The organism is Nocardia aegles, from assembly GCF_052545135.1.
On the sequence record NZ_JBQWRI010000001.1, the window covers coordinates 411,789 to 428,771 of the forward strand.

The window sequence follows — 16,983 nt, forward strand, 5'->3', positions numbered from 1 at the left end:
CGACGCTGTGGAGGAAACGGTCGTGATTGAAGAAGCGCTCTTCGATGCCGAGGAGAAGATGGAGAAGGCCGTCTCGGTGGCGAAGGACGATCTCGGAACCATTCGTACCGGTCGCGCGAATCCGGGCATGTTCTCCCGGGTCGTGGTCGACTACTACGGATCGCCGACCCCGATCACCCAGATGTCCAGCATCACGGTGCCGGAGCCGCGCATGGTCGTGATCAAGCCCTATGAGGCGGCCCAGCTGGGGCCGATCGAGACCGCGATCCGCAATTCGGATCTGGGCGTCAACCCCACCAACAACGGAGACATCATCCGGATCTCGGTGCCGCAGCTGACCGAGGAGCGCCGCCGTGAGCTCGCCAAGCAGGCGAAGGGCAAAGGTGAGGACGCCAAGGTGGCCATCCGCAATGTCCGTCGCAAGGCGATGGACGAACTGTCACGCATCCAGAAAGATGGCGAGGCAGGCGAGGACGAAGTCGGGCGCGCCGAGAAGGAACTCGACAAGACCACCGCCAAGTATGTCGGCCAGGTCGACGAACTGGTGAAGCACAAGGAAGCCGAACTGCTCGAGGTCTGACGCGGATCGGTCGGCAGACGTGACGGGGCCCGGAGGAGGCGCGGGTCACGGCGAGTGCCGCACGTGACAGCGCCGAGGCCCGCCCGGGCGGGGGACGAACGGAACGACGAGTTGAGCGACGGGACAATCGTGGCCGAGAATGCCGCCGCGACCGGTGCGGCAGAGGAGCCGCCGGTGAACGGGACAGCCGATGCGACGCGACAGCACCCGCACGATGCCGGGGCTTCCGGTCATGAACCGTTAGGCGGCCCCACGACGTCGGAGCCTCATCCCGCCGCGCCGCACGGCGCTCCCGCATCGAGTGGTTCGCGCGCGGGTCGCAATCTGCCCGCCGCGCTCGCCGTCGGCTTCGGCCTGGGCCTTTCGCTGATCGCGATCCTGCTGTTCGTGCCGAAGGTGTTCATCGGCGTCGCGGCGGCCGGGGTCGGCGTGGCCACCTGGGAGGTCGCCAAGCGGCTGCGCGAAGCGGATGTGCTCGTTCCGCGGGTTCCGCTGATCGTGGGCGGCCAAGCGGTGTTCTGGCTGGGCTGGCCGTACGGCGCGAGCGGTGTCGCCGGCGCGTTCGCGGCGACCACGTTGATCTGCATGGTGTGGCGGCTGTTCGACCACGGCTTGCGGACCGCTCCGCGAAACTTCTTGCGCGACACCGCGATCACGGTGTTCACGCTGGCCTGGATTCCGCTGCTCGCCTCGTTCGCCACGCTGCTGCTGCTCGAACCGGACGGCAATCTGCGGGTGCTGACCTTCATGATTCTGGTGGTCTGCTCCGACGTCGGCGGTTATGTGGCGGGCGTGCTGTTCGGCAAGCATCCGATGGTGCCCTCGATCAGCCCGAAGAAGTCGTGGGAGGGCTTCGGCGGCTCGCTGGTGTTCAGCGTGATCGGCGGTCTGCTCACGGTGACGCTGCTGCTGGATGCCAACTCGATGATCGGCGTTGTCCTCGGCGTCGGCCTGGTGCTGGTGGCCACTTGCGGCGATCTGATCGAATCGCAGATCAAGCGCGAACTCGGCATCAAGGACATGGGCACGCTGCTGCCCGGCCACGGGGGCATCATGGACCGCCTCGACTCCATGCTCCCCTCGGCGTTCGTCTCGTGGCTGGTGCTGTCGACGCTGCTGTGATCCGTGGGCAGGTCAGATCTTCTTGGCCGCGCGGCGAAGTTGCAGGATGCGCATGCCGCCCACCGAGGCCATGACGAGCGCGCCGCCGATCATCGACAACAGTACGGTGACGCCCAACGGCAGCGAGAAGTCCCAGAAGAAGAAGTGCACTTGGACCTGCTCGAGGTTCTGCACGATGAAGATCAGCAACAGGACCAGGATCAGGATGCCCGCGACGAGCCCGGTCCAGGCATAGCCGGTGCGCGAGGACAGTGACCTCTTGGTCGCGGCGGTGGGTGGGGCGCCCGGCGGCGTCGTGCGCCGGCGCTTCGACAGGTCCGGATCGGGTTCCGGCGGGTGTTCGGCATGCGTGGACATACCTCGATCATTGCCGACGGCTATCACCGCCGCAGGTATTTCCCGCTGGCGAATCAGGCATGTCGAGCCGCCCGTATGCGGTCGAGTGCGGGCGCTTTTCCTCCGGATGGGACAATGGAGCAACTATGACCGTCTCCCTGCCCCTGGTTTTCGACGCTCCGCGCCGCGGCATGCCGCCGCGCCATCTCGCCGACCTCGACGCCGAGGCCAGGCGCGCGGCCGTCGAGGAACTGGGCCTGCCGAAGTTCCGCGCCGATCAGATCGCCCGGCAGTACTACGCGCGATTGCAGGCCGATCCGGCGCAGATGACGGATCTGCCCGCCGTGGTCCGGGAGCAGATCGGCGAGGCGCTGTTCCCGCCGCTGCTCAGCGTGGTCAAACATGTGGCGTGTGACGATGGGGAGACCCGCAAGACGCTGTGGCGCGCGGGCGACGGCACGCTGCTGGAAAGCGTGCTCATGCGCTATCCCGATCGCGCGACGCTGTGCATCTCCAGTCAAGCCGGCTGCGGCATGGCGTGCCCGTTCTGTGCCACCGGGCAAGGTGGGCTGAACCGCAACCTGTCCACCGCGGAGATCGTCGACCAGGTGCGTGCCGCGGCCGCAGCGCTGCGGGACGGGGAAGTGGCGGGCGGGCCGGGCAGGTTGTCCAACATCGTCTTCATGGGTATGGGTGAGCCGCTGGCGAACTACAAGCGGGTGGTCGCCGCGGTCCGCCGGATCACCTCACCCGCGCCGGACGGGCTCGGCATCTCCCAGCGCAATGTCGTGGTCTCGACCGTCGGGCTGGCTCCGGCAATCCGCAAACTGGCCGACGAGGGATTGTCGGTCACGCTCGCCGTCTCGCTGCATACGCCCGACGACGAACTGCGCGACACCCTGGTCCCGGTGAACAATCGCTGGCCGGTCGCCGAGGTGCTCGACGCGGCCCGCTACTACGCCGACCAGACCGGCCGCCGCGTCTCGATCGAATACGCGCTCATCCGCGACATCAACGACCATCCATGGCGTGCGGACATGCTGGGCGAGAAACTGCACACGGCGCTCGGCTCCCGGGTGCACGTCAACGTCATCCCGCTCAACCCGACACCGGGCAGCAAGTGGGACGCCAGCCCCAAGCCCGTCGAGCAGGAGTTCGTCCGCCGGGTCAACGCCAAGGGCGTGCCCTGCACGGTCCGTGACACCCGCGGCCAGGAAATCGCCGCCGCCTGCGGGCAGTTGGCCGCGGAGGGCTGACATCCGATCGACGCTGGGAGCGGCGTCAAGGGTGTGATCGTGTCCGTCACGGCATGGTGTCCGGTTCGGCGTCGATCCAGATTGGTCCATCTGAGCGTGGTGTCCGCGTTTCACGTTCCTCCGCCGATCATCGCGGCTGCTCACTGCCAGGTTGCCAGGCCTCGAGGAGATCCGCCGGGGTGAATACGGCGTCGAGGTGTTCGGTGGTGACTCCGGACCGGGTGACGGCGACGAGCGGGATCGGTTCGTCGGTGACACGGTGGCGGTGGCGGTGGAGCGCGGTCAGGTCGTGACTGTCGAAGGGTGAGTTTTCCAGCCACTTGATGGACCCGAGGAATGCCAGTTCGCGTGCGACGGGCTCGCGGTCGGCGCCGACGATGTCGATTTCCACGTCGTTGCTGCGGGTCCAGTAGCCGCCGATCGCGGGGGCCGCGGAGATGCCGTGTGCGGGGAGCAGCCGTGCAAGTGATTCGCGGACCAGCGGCTCTATGGCGCGGCCTCGCCAGCTCGTCCATCCGCGGTGGATTCGTTCGAGGGTGAGGTCGGGGCGCATACGGTCCAGTTCGGTGAGATGGGGACCGAGGAAGGTCAGCCAGAAGCGCAGATATGGGTCGGTGATCCGGTACCGGCGTTCCTTGGACGGTGTGAGACTGATCGGCAACTCCGCCGCGACGATGCTCTTGCTGGTCAACAGCTCGATAGCCCGCGTCAGCGTCGAGTGCGCGATGCCGCCGGCCGCTCTGGCGATGTTGGTGAAGGTGCGTTCACCGCTGCCGATGGTCGCCAACACCTGTCGGGCTTGGGTTTGTTCCGGAAATTCGGCGGCGAGCGACAGCTGTGCGGACACGACCAAGGGGCTCACCGGGTCTGCCAGTTCACGGGCGAGGAATGGCCGGACATCCTCGCCCGTCCGCCAGCGCGCCGCGATGACAGGCAATCCTCCAGTCACCAGCGCCGCGTCGAAGGCGGCTGCTGGTTCCAGGCCCGTCATCGCCGCCACATCGGCCGGATTTAGTGGTCCCAGGCGCATTTCGGTGCCGCGTTGGTGGAATGGCCGTCCGTATGAGGTGAGTGCTTGCATCATGGCGAGATCGGAGCCGATGAGGATCAGCAGCACTGGTTTGCGTGAGAGCTCTCGATCCCACGCCCGCTGCAAAATGCTCTCGAACGCACCTGCTGGATCCATGAGGTATGGCAGTTCGTCGAGCACTACCACAGTCGGCTGGTCGTCCGGCAGGATGCCTGCGAGCTGGCGCAGCGCCGCTGTCCAGTTGCCCGGGAGGGCCTCGGCGAAGACGTCGGCGTCAGGCAGCGACGAACTACGCACGGCGTCGACGAACTCGGTGAGCGGATCGGTTCCGAAGCCGATCTCACTGGTGTGAAAGACGTTCGGTACTCGGTTCCGATCTACGAACTCCTCTACCAGTGCGGACTTTCCGATCCTGCGTCGGCCACGCAGGATCAGGCAGCGTCCCGGTCTCGCTGTTCCGATTTCGGTCCGCACCCCGGTCAGTGCGGCCGCAAGTGTGTCCAGCTCACGTTGCCGCCCGATGAAGTCGACCAAGCCACGCCTCCCGAATCGCCGATACTACCGAGCGCGATACTATCGCACGCGATAGTATCTGATGGCGATGTATGGGTTGGCCGCGGAGGGCTGAGATTCCCGGCTGAAGGCCGGTCGTCGCAACTCGGCCGTCGCATCGAGGAAGCCTTGCGGCCGCCTGCCGACGGGCGAACGTGTACGGACGCTCTAGCCGCGGTTCTTCGCCGGACGGTTGGTGGCGGCGCGACGTTCGGCTTCCTTCGCCTTGATACGCGCGTTCTCCGCGCGGACCGCGGCGTAGTTCTCCCGCTCGCGCACGAGCCACTCCGGCGGGTCGGCGAGCAAAGCGTCGATCTCGTCGACGGTGAGGTGGTCGGATACTCCGGCCCGGGTCAAGCCGGTGTGGGAGATGCCGAGTTTGCGTGCCACCACGTCGCGGGGAAACGGGCCGGTGCGGCGCAGTTCGGTGAGCCAATCGGGGGGATCGTTGCGCAGCGCGTCGAGCTGGGTGCGGGAGATCGGCGCGTTGCGGAACTCCTCGGGTGCGGCCGGGAGGTAGATGCCGAGCTTGTTCGCCGCCGTCAACGGCTTCATCATCTGCGGTTTCTTGTCCGGGCTCACCGACCCAGCTTACTGGGCGGCGCGGCGGGGCCCGACCGCGCGGTGGCCTACGCTTCCACGAATGAGCCGGTTGGAGTCGATCGATGTGGTACGCCTGCGCTGGTTCGTCGCGGTCGCGCAGGAGTTGCACTTCGCGCGCGCGGCGAAATCGCTGCAGATCACGCGGCAGAAGCTCAGCCATACCGTCATCGACATGGAGAACGCGCTCGGCACAAAGCTTTTCGTGCCCGGCGCGCAACCGACCCAGCTCACCGACGCCGGGCGGGAGTTACTGGAGCAGGCGCGTGCGATCATCGCGCGGGCCGAGTCGGCGGCACCGGGACAGGAGCCGGAGGGTCCCGCAGTCCTGCGGGTGGGTTTCGTGCCGGGCGTCACGGTGTCCAAATGGACCAGGATCTGGGCCGAGCGGTTCCCGGACATCCCGCTCGAGGTGAGCGCGCTGGCGCAGGCGGATCAGGAAGCGGCGCTGCGCGCAGGCCGCGTGGACATGTGCTTCGTCCGGCTGCCGATCGACCGCGAGGGCATGAGCGCGATCCCGCTCTACCGGGAGGTTCCGGTCGTGGTGGTGCAGAAGGAGCACCCGCTGTCGGTGTTCGACGAGGTGCGGATGGCCGACCTGGCCGACGAGCGTCTCCAGGACGCCTCGGACGTCGACGCGGTCGGCGGCGCACTGGAGCTCGTCGCCGCGGCCGGTGGGGCGGCCATCGTGCCGCACTCGCTTGCTCGCCTGCATCATCGCCGCGACCTCGTCTACCGGCCGATGCTCGACGTCCCCGACACGGAGGTCGCGCTGGCTTGGCCCGCCGACCGCGCCACCGCTCTGGTCGAGGAGTTCATCGGCGTGGTCCGTGGCCGTTCCGAGCGCAGCTCCCGCAGCGCTGCCCGAGCCGAGCCGTACGAGTCGCGGAAGAAGCCCCCGGCCAAGAAGACGGGTGGTCGTCCCGCTCCGGCCAAGAAGAAACCCACCCGACGCCGTGGTCGCTAGCGATCCAGCCAGCGGCGGCGCGCACCACGGCGGGTCCGCGCCGCCCGACGATCAGCTCTTGCAGGCTCGGTTCAGTTCGTCGGTCGCGGCGTCCATGCTCGTGACCTTGTCGTCGGTGAGGGCGCGGGCGTAGGCGGCGATCGCGTCCTTCTCCACGTCTTGGGCCTGGATGGCCGAGAGCTTGGCGGCGAGCGACTGCTGCACGGTCGGGTCCAAGTTCCCGCCCGATTCGCTGATGGCGGCGTTGATCGCGTCGATGGCCGCGCCGCACGCCGGTGACTGGGCGTGCGCGGGTGCGGCGGGCAACAGCAGCAGCGAGCCGAACGCGCTCGCGGCGAGCAGGGCGGCCGAACAGATCTTGATCATTGCGTCCTAAGTAGTCGTGCGAACAGAAACCGAGGTCCGCGACCCGGCGGGGACGGGGACCTCGGACGCACACGGTACCGGGCCGAGGCGCAGCGGTACAGGACGAATGAGATTGTGCGAGAAGACTTTTCGGACTATCGCGGCTTGCGCTGCAGCACGGAGTCGCGGATCAGGATGCCCGCGATCAGGACGGCGAAGCCGACGAGGAAGATGTCCTCGACCTTGCCCTTGTGGTTGCCGACCAGCATGGCCAGCAGGATCAGCGCGACGATCCAGCCCGCGATCCGGAAGGTGCGACGCGACTCGCCGCTCCAGCCCCAGGCTGCGGAGGGAACTTCGGCGGTGTCCACGCGGGTGACGACGCGCTCGGTGTCGGCGTGTTCGAGTTCCGTGGCGGCCACGATCGCTCCTTAGCTGTTACTTGTACCGCGATTCCGGTACGCACTCGATGAGCTGCTGCCGCATATCGTGACATACGACGGTGCGTCGTTGTAAGTCGGCCCGCGCCGGTCGAACCTGCTCCTGCGGTAGGACACAATGAAGTCGTGTCCGACATCGTGAGAGTCCTGCTGCTGGGCAGTACCGGATCCATTGGCACCCAGGCGCTCGAGGTGATCGCCGCCAATCCCGACCGCTTCGAGGTGGTCGGACTCGCCGCGCGTGGCGGCAACACCGACCTGCTCGCCGCCCAGATGGCCGCCACGGGCACGCGCAATGTGGCCGTCGCCGATCCGGCCGCGGCCCAGCGGCTGGACCTGCCGCTGGGCGGCCCGGGGGCGGTGACCGAGTTGGTGCGCCGCACCGAAGCGGACGTCGTGCTCAACGCTCTGGTCGGCTCGCTCGGACTGGAGCCGACCCTGGTCACCCTCCAGTCCGGTGCGCGCCTGGCCCTGGCCAACAAGGAGTCGCTGGTCGCGGGCGGCTCCCTGGTTACACGTGCCGCCGCTCCCGGGCAGATCGTCCCGGTGGATTCGGAACATTCCGCGCTGGCGCAGTGCCTGCGCGGTGGTCGCGCCGACGAGGTCGACCGGCTGGTGCTCACCGCCTCCGGCGGCCCGTTCCGCGGCTGGACCGCCGAGATGCTGGAGTCGGTCGAGCCCGCCGAGGCCAAGGCGCATCCCACCTGGTCGATGGGCTTGATGAACACTCTCAACTCGGCGTCGCTGGTGAACAAGGGACTCGAGCTGATCGAGACGCACCTGCTGTTCGGAGTGCCCTACGACCGCATCGACGTCACCGTGCACCCGCAGTCGATCGTGCACTCGATGGTCACCTTCGCCGACGGCTCCACGCTCGCCCAGGCCAGCCCGCCGGACATGAAGCTGCCCATCGCGCTGGCGCTCGGCTGGCCGGACCGGGTGCCCGGCGCGGCCGCGGCCTGCGATTTCGGCGCCGCGTTGACCTGGACGTTCGAACCGCTCGACAACGACGTGTTTCCTGCGGTAGAGCTGGCCCGCGCGGCGGGCGAGGCCGGTGGCAGCGTCACCGCGGTCTACAACGCCGCCAACGAGGTGGCGGTGCGGGCTTTCCTGGACGGCGCCATCCGTTTTCCGCAGATCGTCGGCACGGTGGCCGCCGCGGTGGAGGCGGCGCAGCAGTGGCGCGCGGAGCCGGAATCGCTCGACGAGGTCCTCGCCGCGGATACCTGGGCGCGGGAGTTCGCCGCCGCTCGGGTACGCGGCTGATGTCCTCGCGCGCCGGATCGGACGCGCCCGGCGACGGCGTGCCGGCACACTGAACACACAGGACAAGACTTTGTCCGGTTACGCTGGTCCAGAGTGCTCGCGGCCAGGAGCGGACGCGTGGGTGCGGGATATTCGAGCTGCGCATACGCAGGAGGGCTGTAGAGCAAATGGTGTTCGCGTTGGGGTTCGTGCTGTTCGCGCTGGGCATCACCGTGTCGATCGCGCTGCACGAATGTGGGCACATGTGGACCGCCCAGGCGACCGGCATGAAGGTGCGGCGGTACTTCATCGGATTCGGACCGAAGATCTTCTCGTTCCGCCGCGGTGAGACCGAGTACGGCCTGAAGGCGCTTCCGCTCGGCGGCTTCTGCGACATCGCGGGCATGACCGCGCTCGACGAACTGCGCCCGGAAGAACTCGACCGCGCCATGTACCGCCAGGCCACCTGGAAGCGGCTGGTGGTGATGTCCGGTGGCATCGCGATGAACTTCGTGCTCGGCTTCATCCTGATCGTCGTGCTCGCGGTCGGGTGGGGGCTGCCGAACCTGAAAGAGCCGCCCGCCACCGCGCTGGGGGTCATGAGCTGCGTGCCGCAAGAGAAGCCCGACGGCTCGACCGAGCCCTGCACCGGCACGGGCCCGGCGCAGCGCGCCGGATTGCGGCGCGGTGACATCGTCACAGAAGTGAACGGCGTCAAAGTGGACACCTGGCGGCAGTTCCAGGCCGAGACCCAGAAGCAGACCGGCCCGTTCACCTACGTCATCGAGCGCGACGGCCGAACCCTCACCATTCCGGTGACCCCGGAGCGGGTCGTGCGCTATCCCGAGGGTGGCGGCGAGGGCCGCGTGGTCGGCGCCGTCGGCGTTGCGCCGGACCGCTACGACCCGGTGCAATACAACCTGCTGGGCGCTGTCCCGGCCGCCGCCGCGTTCACCGGGGACATGTTCCTGCGCACGGTCGACTCGCTGACCCAGATGCCCGCGAAGGTCTCCGCGCTCTGGAACGCGGTGACCGGAGGTGAGCGGGATCCGGAGACGCCGGTCAGCGTGTACGGCGCCAGCAAGATCGGTGGCGAGACCGCCGAACGCGGCCTGTGGAACGTCTTCATCCTGGTGCTGGCCAGCTTGAACTTCTTCCTCGGCATCTTCAACTTGCTGCCGCTGCTTCCCCTGGACGGCGGCCACATCGCGGTGGTGATCTACGAGAAGATCCGCAACACCGTTCGCGGCTGGAAGGGGCTCGCGCCGGGGGCGCCGGTGAACTACCTGAAGTTGCTGCCCGCGACCTATGTCGTCGTGGTGATCGGCGGTGCGTACATGCTGCTCACCCTGGCCGCCGACATCGTGAACCCGATCAAGTTGTTCTGACCGGCGCGCCGATCGGGTGGTGTGACCGGCGACGTAGGGTGGGCGTCGCACGCCACGGCTAGACTCGGCACCGAACCGGCCGGACACGACGAAAGTAGGCAGCCGAAGGTGACCAGCACAATCGGATTGGGGATGCCGACCGCCCCCGCGGCAGTGCTCGCTCCACGGCGTAGAACCCGCCAGCTGATGGTGGGCAATGTCGGGGTGGGCAGCGACCACCCGATCTCGGTGCAGTCCATGACCACGACCAAGACGCACGACGTGAACGCCACCCTGCAGCAGATCGCGGAGTTGACCGCGTCGGGGTGCGACATCGTGCGGGTGGCCTGCCCGCGTCAGGAGGACGCGGACGCGCTGGCCACGATCGCCGCGAAATCCCAGATCCCGGTGATCGCCGACATCCACTTCCAGCCGCGCTACATCTTCGCCGCGATCGACGCGGGATGCGCCGCGGTCCGGGTCAACCCCGGCAACATCAAAGAGTTCGACGGCCGGGTCAAGGAGGTCGCCAAGGCCGCGGGCGCGGCGGGCATCCCGATCCGCATCGGCGTGAACGCCGGTTCGCTGGACAAACGGATGATGGAGAAGTACGGCAAGGCCACGCCGGAGGCGCTGGTGGAGTCGGCGCTGTGGGAGGCGAGCCTGTTCGAGGAACACGGGTTCGGCGACATCAAGATCTCGGTCAAGCACAACGACCCGGTGATCATGGTGGAGGCCTACCGTCAGCTGGCCGCGCAGTGCGATTACCCCCTGCACCTCGGCGTGACCGAGGCGGGCCCGGCGTTCCAGGGCACGATCAAGTCGGCGGTCGCGTTCGGCGCGCTGCTGTCGGAGGGGATCGGCGACACGATCCGCGTCTCGCTGTCCGCGCCGCCTGCCGAGGAGGTCAAGGTCGGCGGGCAGATCCTGCAATCGCTGAACCTGCGCCCGCGCAAGCTGGAGATCGTGTCGTGCCCCTCCTGCGGGCGCGCCCAGGTCGACGTGTACACGCTGGCCAACGAGGTGACCGCGGGCTTGGAGGGCATGGCGGTGCCGCTGCGGGTGGCCGTCATGGGTTGCGTCGTGAACGGGCCCGGCGAGGCGCGCGAGGCCGACCTCGGTGTGGCCTCGGGCAACGGCAAAGGCCAGATCTTCGTCAAGGGTGAGGTCATCAAGACCGTCCCGGAGGCGCAGATCGTCGAAACGCTCATCGAAGAGGCGATGCGTATCGCCGAGGAGATGGGTGCGGACACGGGCATCGGCGAACCGGTCGTCACCGTCGGCTGACGACTCGCCTACCAGCGCTTTCTGCATAGCCATACCGCATCGCGCCGGTTCGTGGCAGGCTGTCACCGTGCGGAGTCTGCTGGAGCCGGCGCGCCGGGCCAAATACGCCCCTGCGCGGCAGCTCGCTAATCGGGATCTTGCTCAGGTGCTACGTGTGCTGGATGCTGATCCCGTCGCCTCCTGCATGGTCGCGGCACGCTTGCAAGAGTTCGGTCTGGACAACCGGTGCGGCCACGGGGAGCTGTGGAGCAGGGGCGGTCCCGCGGAGTCACTGTGTTTCTCGGGTGCGAACCTGGTGCCGTTGCTGGGGGATCGTGGCGCGTTGCGCGCGTTCGCCGATCGCGCGATGCGCTGGCCCCGGATCTGTTCCTCGGTGGTGGGGCGCAGAGAACTGACGTTGCCGCTGTGGGAGATGTTGACCGGGCACTGGGGGCCCGAACGCGAGCTACGCGGAGAACAGCCGCTGCTGGCGCTGGCCCAGCCACCGCTGGCCACGCCCGACGCGGAGGTCCGCCGGGTGCGTCGCGACGAACTCGATCGCTACCTCTCGGCGGCGATCGCGATGTTCATCGAGGAGGTCGGCGTCGATCCGCGCGCGGGTGACGGCGGACGCGCCTATCGTCGCCGCATCCAGAGCTTGATCGAATCCGGCCGCGCATGGGCTCGTTTCGAGGACGGCGAAGTGGTCTTCAAAGCGGAGGTCGGCTCGTTGTCCCGGCGCACCGGTCAGATCCAAGGCGTCTGGGTGCACCCGGATCATCGGGGGAAGGGGCACGGCACCGCGGGCACCGCGGCGGTCGCGAACTCCGTGGTGGCTTCGGGCCGCATCGCGAGCCTGTACGTGAACGACTACAACGAGATCGCCCGCCGCGCCTACCGCCGGGTCGGGTTCCGGCAGATCGCGACCTTCGCCACCGTCCTGGTCGACTGAGTGTGATCGTCCGCGCGGCGAATCCCGGAGTGCCGCAGGCGTTTGCCGGTCAGTGACTACTACCATCGGTGCCGATGTCCACTCGGATGCTCCTCTCGCTCGCCGTCGCGGCTCTCACGGTGGCCGCCGCCGGTTGTGCGAGCAAGCCCCAGGGGCCGGTTCCGGTCGCGGACGCGTTCGTCGCAGCGTTCGCCGAGCACCGAGTGCGCACCGCCGCCGACCTCACGAATCTGCCGGAGAAGGCAAGCACCGCACTGCGTTCCGCGTGGGATCAGCTCCAGGCCGAACAACTCACGGCCCGCACCGGCGCGGCGCGCGTGACCGGTGACACCGCGACCGTCGACTACACCTACGAGTGGCGGCTACCCAAGAACCGGACCTGGAAGTACTCGGGCCAGCTGCAGATGGGACGCAGCAACGGGCGGTGGATGGTCCGCTGGACCTCCGCCGACATCCATCCCAAACTCGGCGACACCCAGACGATGGCGTTGCGGTCGGAGCCGCCGCCGCGGGCGCGGGTGAACGAGCAGTCCGGCAGCGACGTCATGGTGCCGGGCAAGGTGTCGCGGGTCGCGTTCGTCGCGTCCGACGCCGCCGACCCGAAGAGCGTGGCCACCGCGCTCTCCGCCGCGCTCTACCGTTTCGACAAGTCGCTGACGCCGCAGTCGATTCTCGACGCGGCCGAAGCCGCGCACGGCGCCTATACGGTCGCGCTGCTCAACGACATCGAATCCGCCCAGGTGACCACCGATCTGATCGGACTGCCCGGCGTCACGCTGACGCAGCAGTGGGATCTGGTCGCCACCGATCGGGAGTTCGCCCCCGATCTGCTCACCCAGGTGCGCAAGACGGTGATCGCGGAGGTGGACGGCAAGGCGGGGTGGAGCGTGGTGACTTTGAACGCCAACGGCGCCGATACCGATGTCCTGATGGAGGTTCCCTCCCAGCCCGCGCCGTCGTTCTCGCTCAGCGTCGACCGCAACGTGCAGGACGCCGCCCAGCACGCCGTGCAGGCGCGTACCGAGCAGACGATGATGGTGGTGCTGCGCCCGTCCACCGGCGCGATCCTGGCGATCGCGCAGAACAAGGCCGCTGATCGGGACGGCCCGCTGGCGACCATCGGCCAATATCCGCCCGGCTCGGTGTTCAAGACCGTGACCGCCGCCGCGGCCATGTCGAACGGCCTCGCCACTCCGGACACAGTTCTGCCGTGCCCGAGCCGAATCGTGATCGGGGAGCGGACGATCCCCAACTACAACCTGTTCACCATCGGCAATGTGCCGATGTCCACGGCCTATGAGCGGTCCTGCAACACCTCGTTCGCCAAACTCGCCGGCGACCTGCCCGGTCCCGCGCTGCACGAGACCGCCGCGAAGCTCGGTGTGGGCCCTGTCTATTCGGTGGTGGGGCTACCGACGGTCTCCGGCTCCGTGCCCGCCTCGGACGATCTGATCCAGCGCACCGAGGACGGGATCGGCCAGGGCAAGGTGGTGGTCAGTCCGTTCGGCATGGCGCTCATGGTGGCGACCATCGCGCACGGCTCGGCCCCTGTTCCGTATCTGATCGCGGGGCGCCCCACCCGGATCGATGGCGATCGCCCGGCGCTTGCTCCCGACGTCATCGAGGGGCTGCGCGCGATGATGCGCAAGGTGGTTGTCGAGGGTACGGCCGAGCGGATCGCCGACCAGGGCGCGGTCTACGGCAAGACCGGCGAAGCCGAAGTAGACGGGGGGTCGCACTCCTGGTTCGTCGGTTTCCGCGGCGATCTCGCATTCGCGACGCTTCTGGTCGAAGGCGGCAGTTCCGACAACGCCGTCGCGGTGACCCGGGACATGCTGGCTGCGCTGCCAGCCGGATACTGACGTGGGGCCGTTACCGTCACTCGTCGGCGGCCGGCGCGATCAGCAGATGCTCCAGGCTGACCGCGTGGTCGGAGTACTCGTCGACACCGATGACGGCGACGAAATCGCGATCACCGGCACGCTGTTGCAGTGTCCCCCAGGAGTGGGCGAGGTACCACCCCGCTCCGGCGGTGCCGCGCGGACCCAAACCACCGCAATGGATCCAGTAGCGGCCGGGATGCCGGTCCGGACTGGGACGTACCCGGGCGACGATGCCGATGTTGCGGTCGTCTCCGGAGTCGTACGCGCTTGCGTCGGCCAGCAGCAGACGCACGGAACGGGAGCCGTCTTCGGCGACGCTGTCGTGCACGGTGAACAGCGGTTGCTCGGCGGTGTCCAGATACCGCCGCAGGCAGTCGTTGCCGGTGAGCCCGAAACTGATGCACGCGCGGTCGCGGCGCGCGACGAGATCCCGGTCGTTGCGGACCTCTACCGGGATGCTGGTCTGGCGTTGCAGAAAGGAGAGCACGTACAACAATCCCCGCAGATCGTTCTCCGCGACCACCGACGGGAGGTCGACGTATCGGTTCCCGAACGCGCCCTGCTTCTGGAACACTCGCCTGCGGTCGATGCCCGCTGTTCGAAGTGCGTGCAGGGCGGGCCGTGTCAGCTCGAACGCCGAGTACACCAGCGTCGTTCCGTTGGTGGTCATCTCGGCGCCGAGGAAGGCCTCGAGCGAGGCATCGATGCCGGAAAATCCCGTTTCCTCCGAACGGATGCCGACCGGTGCGGAGTTGGCCATCTGAAACAATCCCTCGACGGTCCAGCCCGGGAACATACGCTCCAGCACCCGGCAGTGATAGTCGCGCGGCAGTCCGATCATGCGCCCGGACAACCATTGGTAGTACTGCGCCTTCGCAGGCCCGTGCCCGGGCGGGATGGGCGGATCGAGCCGTGCCGCGCACCTGTCGTACGCGGCCAGAAAATCGTGATGACTTTTGAGATGCCGCTCCGCCAGCAGCATCTTCAGTACGGTCGCCAACGGAACCCCCTTACCCCTGCAGCCTCCGTCCGCGATGCCGGAGACTCGTGTCGTATTCGCCCAACCGCGACGAAAGCGGGCCGCCGGCAACAGTGCTGCCGACGGCCCAGCCGCTTCAGCCGTCAGACGTAGGTGAACGTAAGACCATTACTTGTTCCTCCTGAGGTGGTGATGTGACCTGTACGGTGCCGGTCCTTGCGGGTGCGTCAGCGGTGATCTGGGTGGCCGAGTCGACAGTGAACGAGGTCGCCGGTGTGCCGCCGAAGGTGACCGCGGTGGCGGTGGACAGACCTGTCCCGGTCAGTACGACGATCGTTCCTCCGGCATCCGGTCCCACATTCGGCACAGCTGGCGTCAGCGTGGGAACCGAGAGGTAGGTGTAAGGCAGGCCGTTGCAGGTTCCGCCGGATGCAGTGGCGGTGACCTGCACTGTACCGGTCCCCGCGGGTGCGACGGCGGTGATCTGCGTAGCGGAGTCGACAGTGAACGATGTCGCGGGTGTCGCGCCGAAGGTGACCGCTGTGGCTCCGGTCGGTCCCGTCCCGGTGAGGACGATTGTCGTGCCCCCGGCCGTCGGTCCCGATGCCGGGGACAGAGAGGTGATGGTAGGCATGTAGCTGCCTCCTTGCTGCTGTGGTGATTGTTCCTCAGTACCGGAGGGCGCCCGACTGTCCAGTGGCCCGGCTGATTCCATCTCACTCCCAGATACGCCGCCTGACAACGCGTCTGGAATCCGTTTTGGTCCGTTTTCGGATCGGTGGCGGCGTGGATGATTGCGAAATGAACGATTCGGCACGCGTTGTGGCAGTACCGTTTTCGGCGGGCAACGCGTCGCGTATCCCGCTCGTCGAGCTCCTGTTCGCGTCACAGGAACAATTCGGGCGGGTCGTCGAATTCGATGCCCGCCTGCCGCACCCGGGCCACCATCTTCCGATCCCACTCCCGGTGCGCCCGCAGCGCCATGCGGAACTCGCCCATCTGCTCGGACATCTGCTGTGTTTGCGAAATAGCAAGGTCGCTGAGGACTTTCGCCGCATCGGCCTTCGTCTTGGTCATGCTGGCATCGACGTCGCCGCGCTTGAACCACGCTGTCACCGCCGCCGACAGCGCCGACGAGCTGGCGATGAGCACCAGCGCCGCGAAGAGCGGCGACTGCTGTACCAGGTTCATGACGCCTCCCTCATCTTCACCGCCCGCAACGCACGGACGTCTTGCAGCACGTGTCGGCGCTTCCACAGGAACGCGACACCCAGCGCGATCAGCAGCGGACCACCGAGAAACGTCGCCGCACCGAAGCTTCGGTTCTGCAGCTGCAACAACAGCAGCTGCGCACCGAAGGCCACCAGGGACCAGCCGAGCGCGCCCAGACCGACCTGCTCGACCAGATAGCCCCAGACCTGTCGGGCGAACAGACCGACCAGCGTCGTTGCGCAGCCGAGCAGCATGAGGACGAGCCATAGCGTGCGGAATCCCGACGGCATCGCCGCGGTCGCCGAATCAGGCGGCGGCCCGTAGACGCACTGCCACAGCATCGAGACACCGAAGACGGCGCACAGCACCACCTCGAAGGGATCGTGGCGGGTCTTCTCCTTCGGCGTTTTCATGCCGGTTCACCGCTGTCCGGTGGCGCCGGGCTGACCCGGTGACGTGCCGACTCGACCGCGGGCAGGCCCAGCGCCGCCGCGACGATGGCGAGGACGAAGCCGGAGAGGTCGGATGAGACAACGCCCTTGGTGACCCCGTACCCGATCAGCGCGACCAGCAGTGGATACAGCAATGCGCGGACCGGCTCACTGTGCAGGACGGTGATTACTTTGTTCATCGGTTCGTTCCTTCCTCTTCTGAAGCGGCACCAACGGTGTCGGCCGATGTCGAAGCCCGATGACTGGAGAACTGTGCGCCGCACCCAGGCGTCGGGTCCGTTGGGACGCGGTCAGGAGTTCGGACCGCGTCGGTGTCGTGAGTCCCACCCCGGCCAGATCTAGTCGAACCCGGGTGCGGTGGAGGACGGTTCGTGGTGCGATGGTTTCGCGTGGACCACA

At 67.7% G+C, this 16,983-nt stretch carries 19 protein-coding genes; 9 read left to right on the plus strand and 10 right to left on the minus strand.

Going from position 1 to position 16,983, the window contains the following annotated elements; all coding sequences use genetic code 11:
* The first annotated feature begins 22 nt into the window (after nucleotides 1-22).
* Both frr and ACT89H_RS01960 read left to right on the plus strand, forming a co-directional pair.
* A complete protein-coding gene (gene frr / locus ACT89H_RS01955) occupies nucleotides 23-580 on the plus strand; it encodes a ribosome recycling factor (protein WP_195042345.1) in 558 nt (185 codons plus the stop codon).
* A gap of 174 nt (nucleotides 581-754) precedes the next feature.
* Nucleotides 755-1,702 (plus strand): phosphatidate cytidylyltransferase, encoded by a 948-nt coding sequence (locus ACT89H_RS01960; protein ID WP_445107331.1) that lies wholly within the window; start codon nucleotides 755-757, stop codon nucleotides 1,700-1,702.
* A gap of 12 nt (nucleotides 1,703-1,714) precedes the next feature.
* Here ACT89H_RS01960 and ACT89H_RS01965 read toward each other — a convergent pair whose 3' ends face one another.
* Nucleotides 1,715-2,059, minus strand: a complete 345-nt coding sequence (locus ACT89H_RS01965) for a LapA family protein (protein WP_445106720.1) — start codon at nucleotides 2,057-2,059, stop codon at nucleotides 1,715-1,717.
* A gap of 125 nt (nucleotides 2,060-2,184) precedes the next feature.
* Between ACT89H_RS01965 and rlmN the strand changes: the two genes are divergently transcribed.
* Entirely contained in the window at nucleotides 2,185-3,294 is a 1,110-nt protein-coding gene (rlmN, locus tag ACT89H_RS01970; protein WP_445106721.1) for a dual-specificity RNA methyltransferase RlmN, read from the plus strand.
* 127 nt (nucleotides 3,295-3,421) lie between these two features.
* Here rlmN and ACT89H_RS01975 read toward each other — a convergent pair whose 3' ends face one another.
* A complete protein-coding gene (locus ACT89H_RS01975) occupies nucleotides 3,422-4,858 on the minus strand; it encodes an ATP-binding protein (RefSeq protein WP_445106722.1) in 1,437 nt (478 codons plus the stop codon).
* Between the two features lie 186 nt (nucleotides 4,859-5,044).
* Nucleotides 5,045-5,458: a DUF5997 family protein gene (locus tag ACT89H_RS01980; RefSeq protein WP_445106723.1), complete on the minus strand. Its 414-nt coding sequence runs from the start codon at nucleotides 5,456-5,458 to the stop codon at nucleotides 5,045-5,047.
* 61 nt (nucleotides 5,459-5,519) lie between these two features.
* Between ACT89H_RS01980 and ACT89H_RS01985 the strand changes: the two genes are divergently transcribed.
* Nucleotides 5,520-6,443 carry a LysR family transcriptional regulator gene (locus tag ACT89H_RS01985; RefSeq protein ID WP_445106724.1) on the plus strand — a complete coding sequence of 308 codons (924 nt, stop codon included), beginning with the start codon at nucleotides 5,520-5,522 and terminating at the stop codon, nucleotides 6,441-6,443.
* Nucleotides 6,444-6,494: 51 nt separating this feature from the next.
* Here ACT89H_RS01985 and ACT89H_RS01990 read toward each other — a convergent pair whose 3' ends face one another.
* Nucleotides 6,495-6,809, minus strand: coding sequence for a hypothetical protein (locus ACT89H_RS01990; RefSeq protein ID WP_445106725.1), 315 nt, complete (start codon nucleotides 6,807-6,809; stop codon nucleotides 6,495-6,497).
* 134 nt (nucleotides 6,810-6,943) lie between these two features.
* Nucleotides 6,944-7,210, minus strand: coding sequence for a DUF2631 domain-containing protein (locus tag ACT89H_RS01995; RefSeq protein WP_039799490.1), 267 nt, complete (start codon nucleotides 7,208-7,210; stop codon nucleotides 6,944-6,946).
* 144 nt (nucleotides 7,211-7,354) lie between these two features.
* Here ACT89H_RS01995 and dxr point away from each other — a divergent pair, with 144 nt between their 5' ends.
* The 5 genes from dxr to ACT89H_RS02020 all read left to right on the plus strand — a co-directional run bounded on the left by dxr (nucleotide 7,355) and on the right by ACT89H_RS02020 (nucleotide 13,920).
* Nucleotides 7,355-8,494, plus strand: coding sequence for a 1-deoxy-D-xylulose-5-phosphate reductoisomerase (dxr, locus tag ACT89H_RS02000; protein WP_445106726.1), 1,140 nt, complete (start codon nucleotides 7,355-7,357; stop codon nucleotides 8,492-8,494).
* A gap of 167 nt (nucleotides 8,495-8,661) precedes the next feature.
* Nucleotides 8,662-9,861 (plus strand): M50 family metallopeptidase, encoded by a 1,200-nt coding sequence (locus ACT89H_RS02005; protein WP_445106727.1) that lies wholly within the window; start codon nucleotides 8,662-8,664, stop codon nucleotides 9,859-9,861.
* A 108-nt stretch (nucleotides 9,862-9,969) separates the two neighbouring features.
* Nucleotides 9,970-11,127: a flavodoxin-dependent (E)-4-hydroxy-3-methylbut-2-enyl-diphosphate synthase gene (gene ispG, locus ACT89H_RS02010; protein WP_445106728.1), complete on the plus strand. Its 1,158-nt coding sequence runs from the start codon at nucleotides 9,970-9,972 to the stop codon at nucleotides 11,125-11,127.
* A gap of 67 nt (nucleotides 11,128-11,194) precedes the next feature.
* The gene (locus tag ACT89H_RS02015; protein WP_445106729.1) at nucleotides 11,195-12,058 is read left to right on the plus strand and encodes a GNAT family N-acetyltransferase; all 864 of its coding nucleotides are present in this window, start codon (nucleotides 11,195-11,197) and stop codon (nucleotides 12,056-12,058) included.
* Between the two features lie 74 nt (nucleotides 12,059-12,132).
* Nucleotides 12,133-13,920, plus strand: a complete 1,788-nt coding sequence (locus tag ACT89H_RS02020; RefSeq protein WP_445106730.1) for a penicillin-binding transpeptidase domain-containing protein — start codon at nucleotides 12,133-12,135, stop codon at nucleotides 13,918-13,920.
* Nucleotides 13,921-13,936: 16 nt separating this feature from the next.
* On the opposite strand, the gene ACT89H_RS02025 is transcribed toward ACT89H_RS02020, so the two are convergent.
* From ACT89H_RS02025 to ACT89H_RS02045, 5 genes are all read right to left on the minus strand, one after another.
* On the minus strand, nucleotides 13,937-14,941 hold the full coding sequence (locus ACT89H_RS02025) for a hypothetical protein (protein ID WP_445106731.1): 1,005 nt from the start codon (nucleotides 14,939-14,941) through the stop codon (nucleotides 13,937-13,939).
* A 115-nt stretch (nucleotides 14,942-15,056) separates the two neighbouring features.
* A complete protein-coding gene (locus ACT89H_RS02030) occupies nucleotides 15,057-15,554 on the minus strand; it encodes an IPT/TIG domain-containing protein (protein WP_445106732.1) in 498 nt (165 codons plus the stop codon).
* A 251-nt stretch (nucleotides 15,555-15,805) separates the two neighbouring features.
* On the minus strand, nucleotides 15,806-16,111 hold the full coding sequence (locus ACT89H_RS02035; protein WP_445106733.1) for a hypothetical protein: 306 nt from the start codon (nucleotides 16,109-16,111) through the stop codon (nucleotides 15,806-15,808).
* Nucleotides 16,108-16,545 (minus strand): hypothetical protein, encoded by a 438-nt coding sequence (locus tag ACT89H_RS02040; protein ID WP_445106734.1) that lies wholly within the window; start codon nucleotides 16,543-16,545, stop codon nucleotides 16,108-16,110. The genes ACT89H_RS02035 and ACT89H_RS02040 overlap by 4 nt, the downstream gene beginning before the upstream one ends.
* The gene (locus ACT89H_RS02045; protein WP_445106735.1) at nucleotides 16,542-16,763 is read right to left on the minus strand and encodes a hypothetical protein; all 222 of its coding nucleotides are present in this window, start codon (nucleotides 16,761-16,763) and stop codon (nucleotides 16,542-16,544) included. The genes ACT89H_RS02040 and ACT89H_RS02045 overlap by 4 nt, the downstream gene beginning before the upstream one ends.
* Between the last annotated feature and the right edge of the window lie 220 nt (nucleotides 16,764-16,983).

Excerpts from the sequence above, each read along its gene's own strand:
- ACT89H_RS01965 (WP_445106720.1), bottom strand. The coding sequence starts at position 2,059 with ATGTCCACGCATGCCGAACACCCGCCGGAACCCGATCCGGACCTGTCG.
- rlmN (WP_445106721.1), top strand. The coding sequence starts at position 2,185 with ATGACCGTCTCCCTGCCCCTGGTTTTCGACGCTCCGCGCCGCGGCATG.
- ACT89H_RS01985 (WP_445106724.1), top strand. The coding sequence starts at position 5,520 with ATGAGCCGGTTGGAGTCGATCGATGTGGTACGCCTGCGCTGGTTCGTC.
- ACT89H_RS01990 (WP_445106725.1), bottom strand. The coding sequence starts at position 6,809 with ATGATCAAGATCTGTTCGGCCGCCCTGCTCGCCGCGAGCGCGTTCGGC.
- ACT89H_RS02005 (WP_445106727.1), top strand. The coding sequence starts at position 8,662 with ATGGTGTTCGCGTTGGGGTTCGTGCTGTTCGCGCTGGGCATCACCGTG.
- ACT89H_RS02020 (WP_445106730.1), top strand. The coding sequence starts at position 12,133 with ATGTCCACTCGGATGCTCCTCTCGCTCGCCGTCGCGGCTCTCACGGTG.
- ACT89H_RS02030 (WP_445106732.1), bottom strand. The coding sequence starts at position 15,554 with ATGCCTACCATCACCTCTCTGTCCCCGGCATCGGGACCGACGGCCGGG.
- ACT89H_RS02035 (WP_445106733.1), bottom strand. The coding sequence starts at position 16,111 with ATGAACCTGGTACAGCAGTCGCCGCTCTTCGCGGCGCTGGTGCTCATC.
- ACT89H_RS02040 (WP_445106734.1), bottom strand. The coding sequence starts at position 16,545 with ATGAAAACGCCGAAGGAGAAGACCCGCCACGATCCCTTCGAGGTGGTG.
- ACT89H_RS02045 (WP_445106735.1), bottom strand. The coding sequence starts at position 16,763 with ATGAACAAAGTAATCACCGTCCTGCACAGTGAGCCGGTCCGCGCATTG.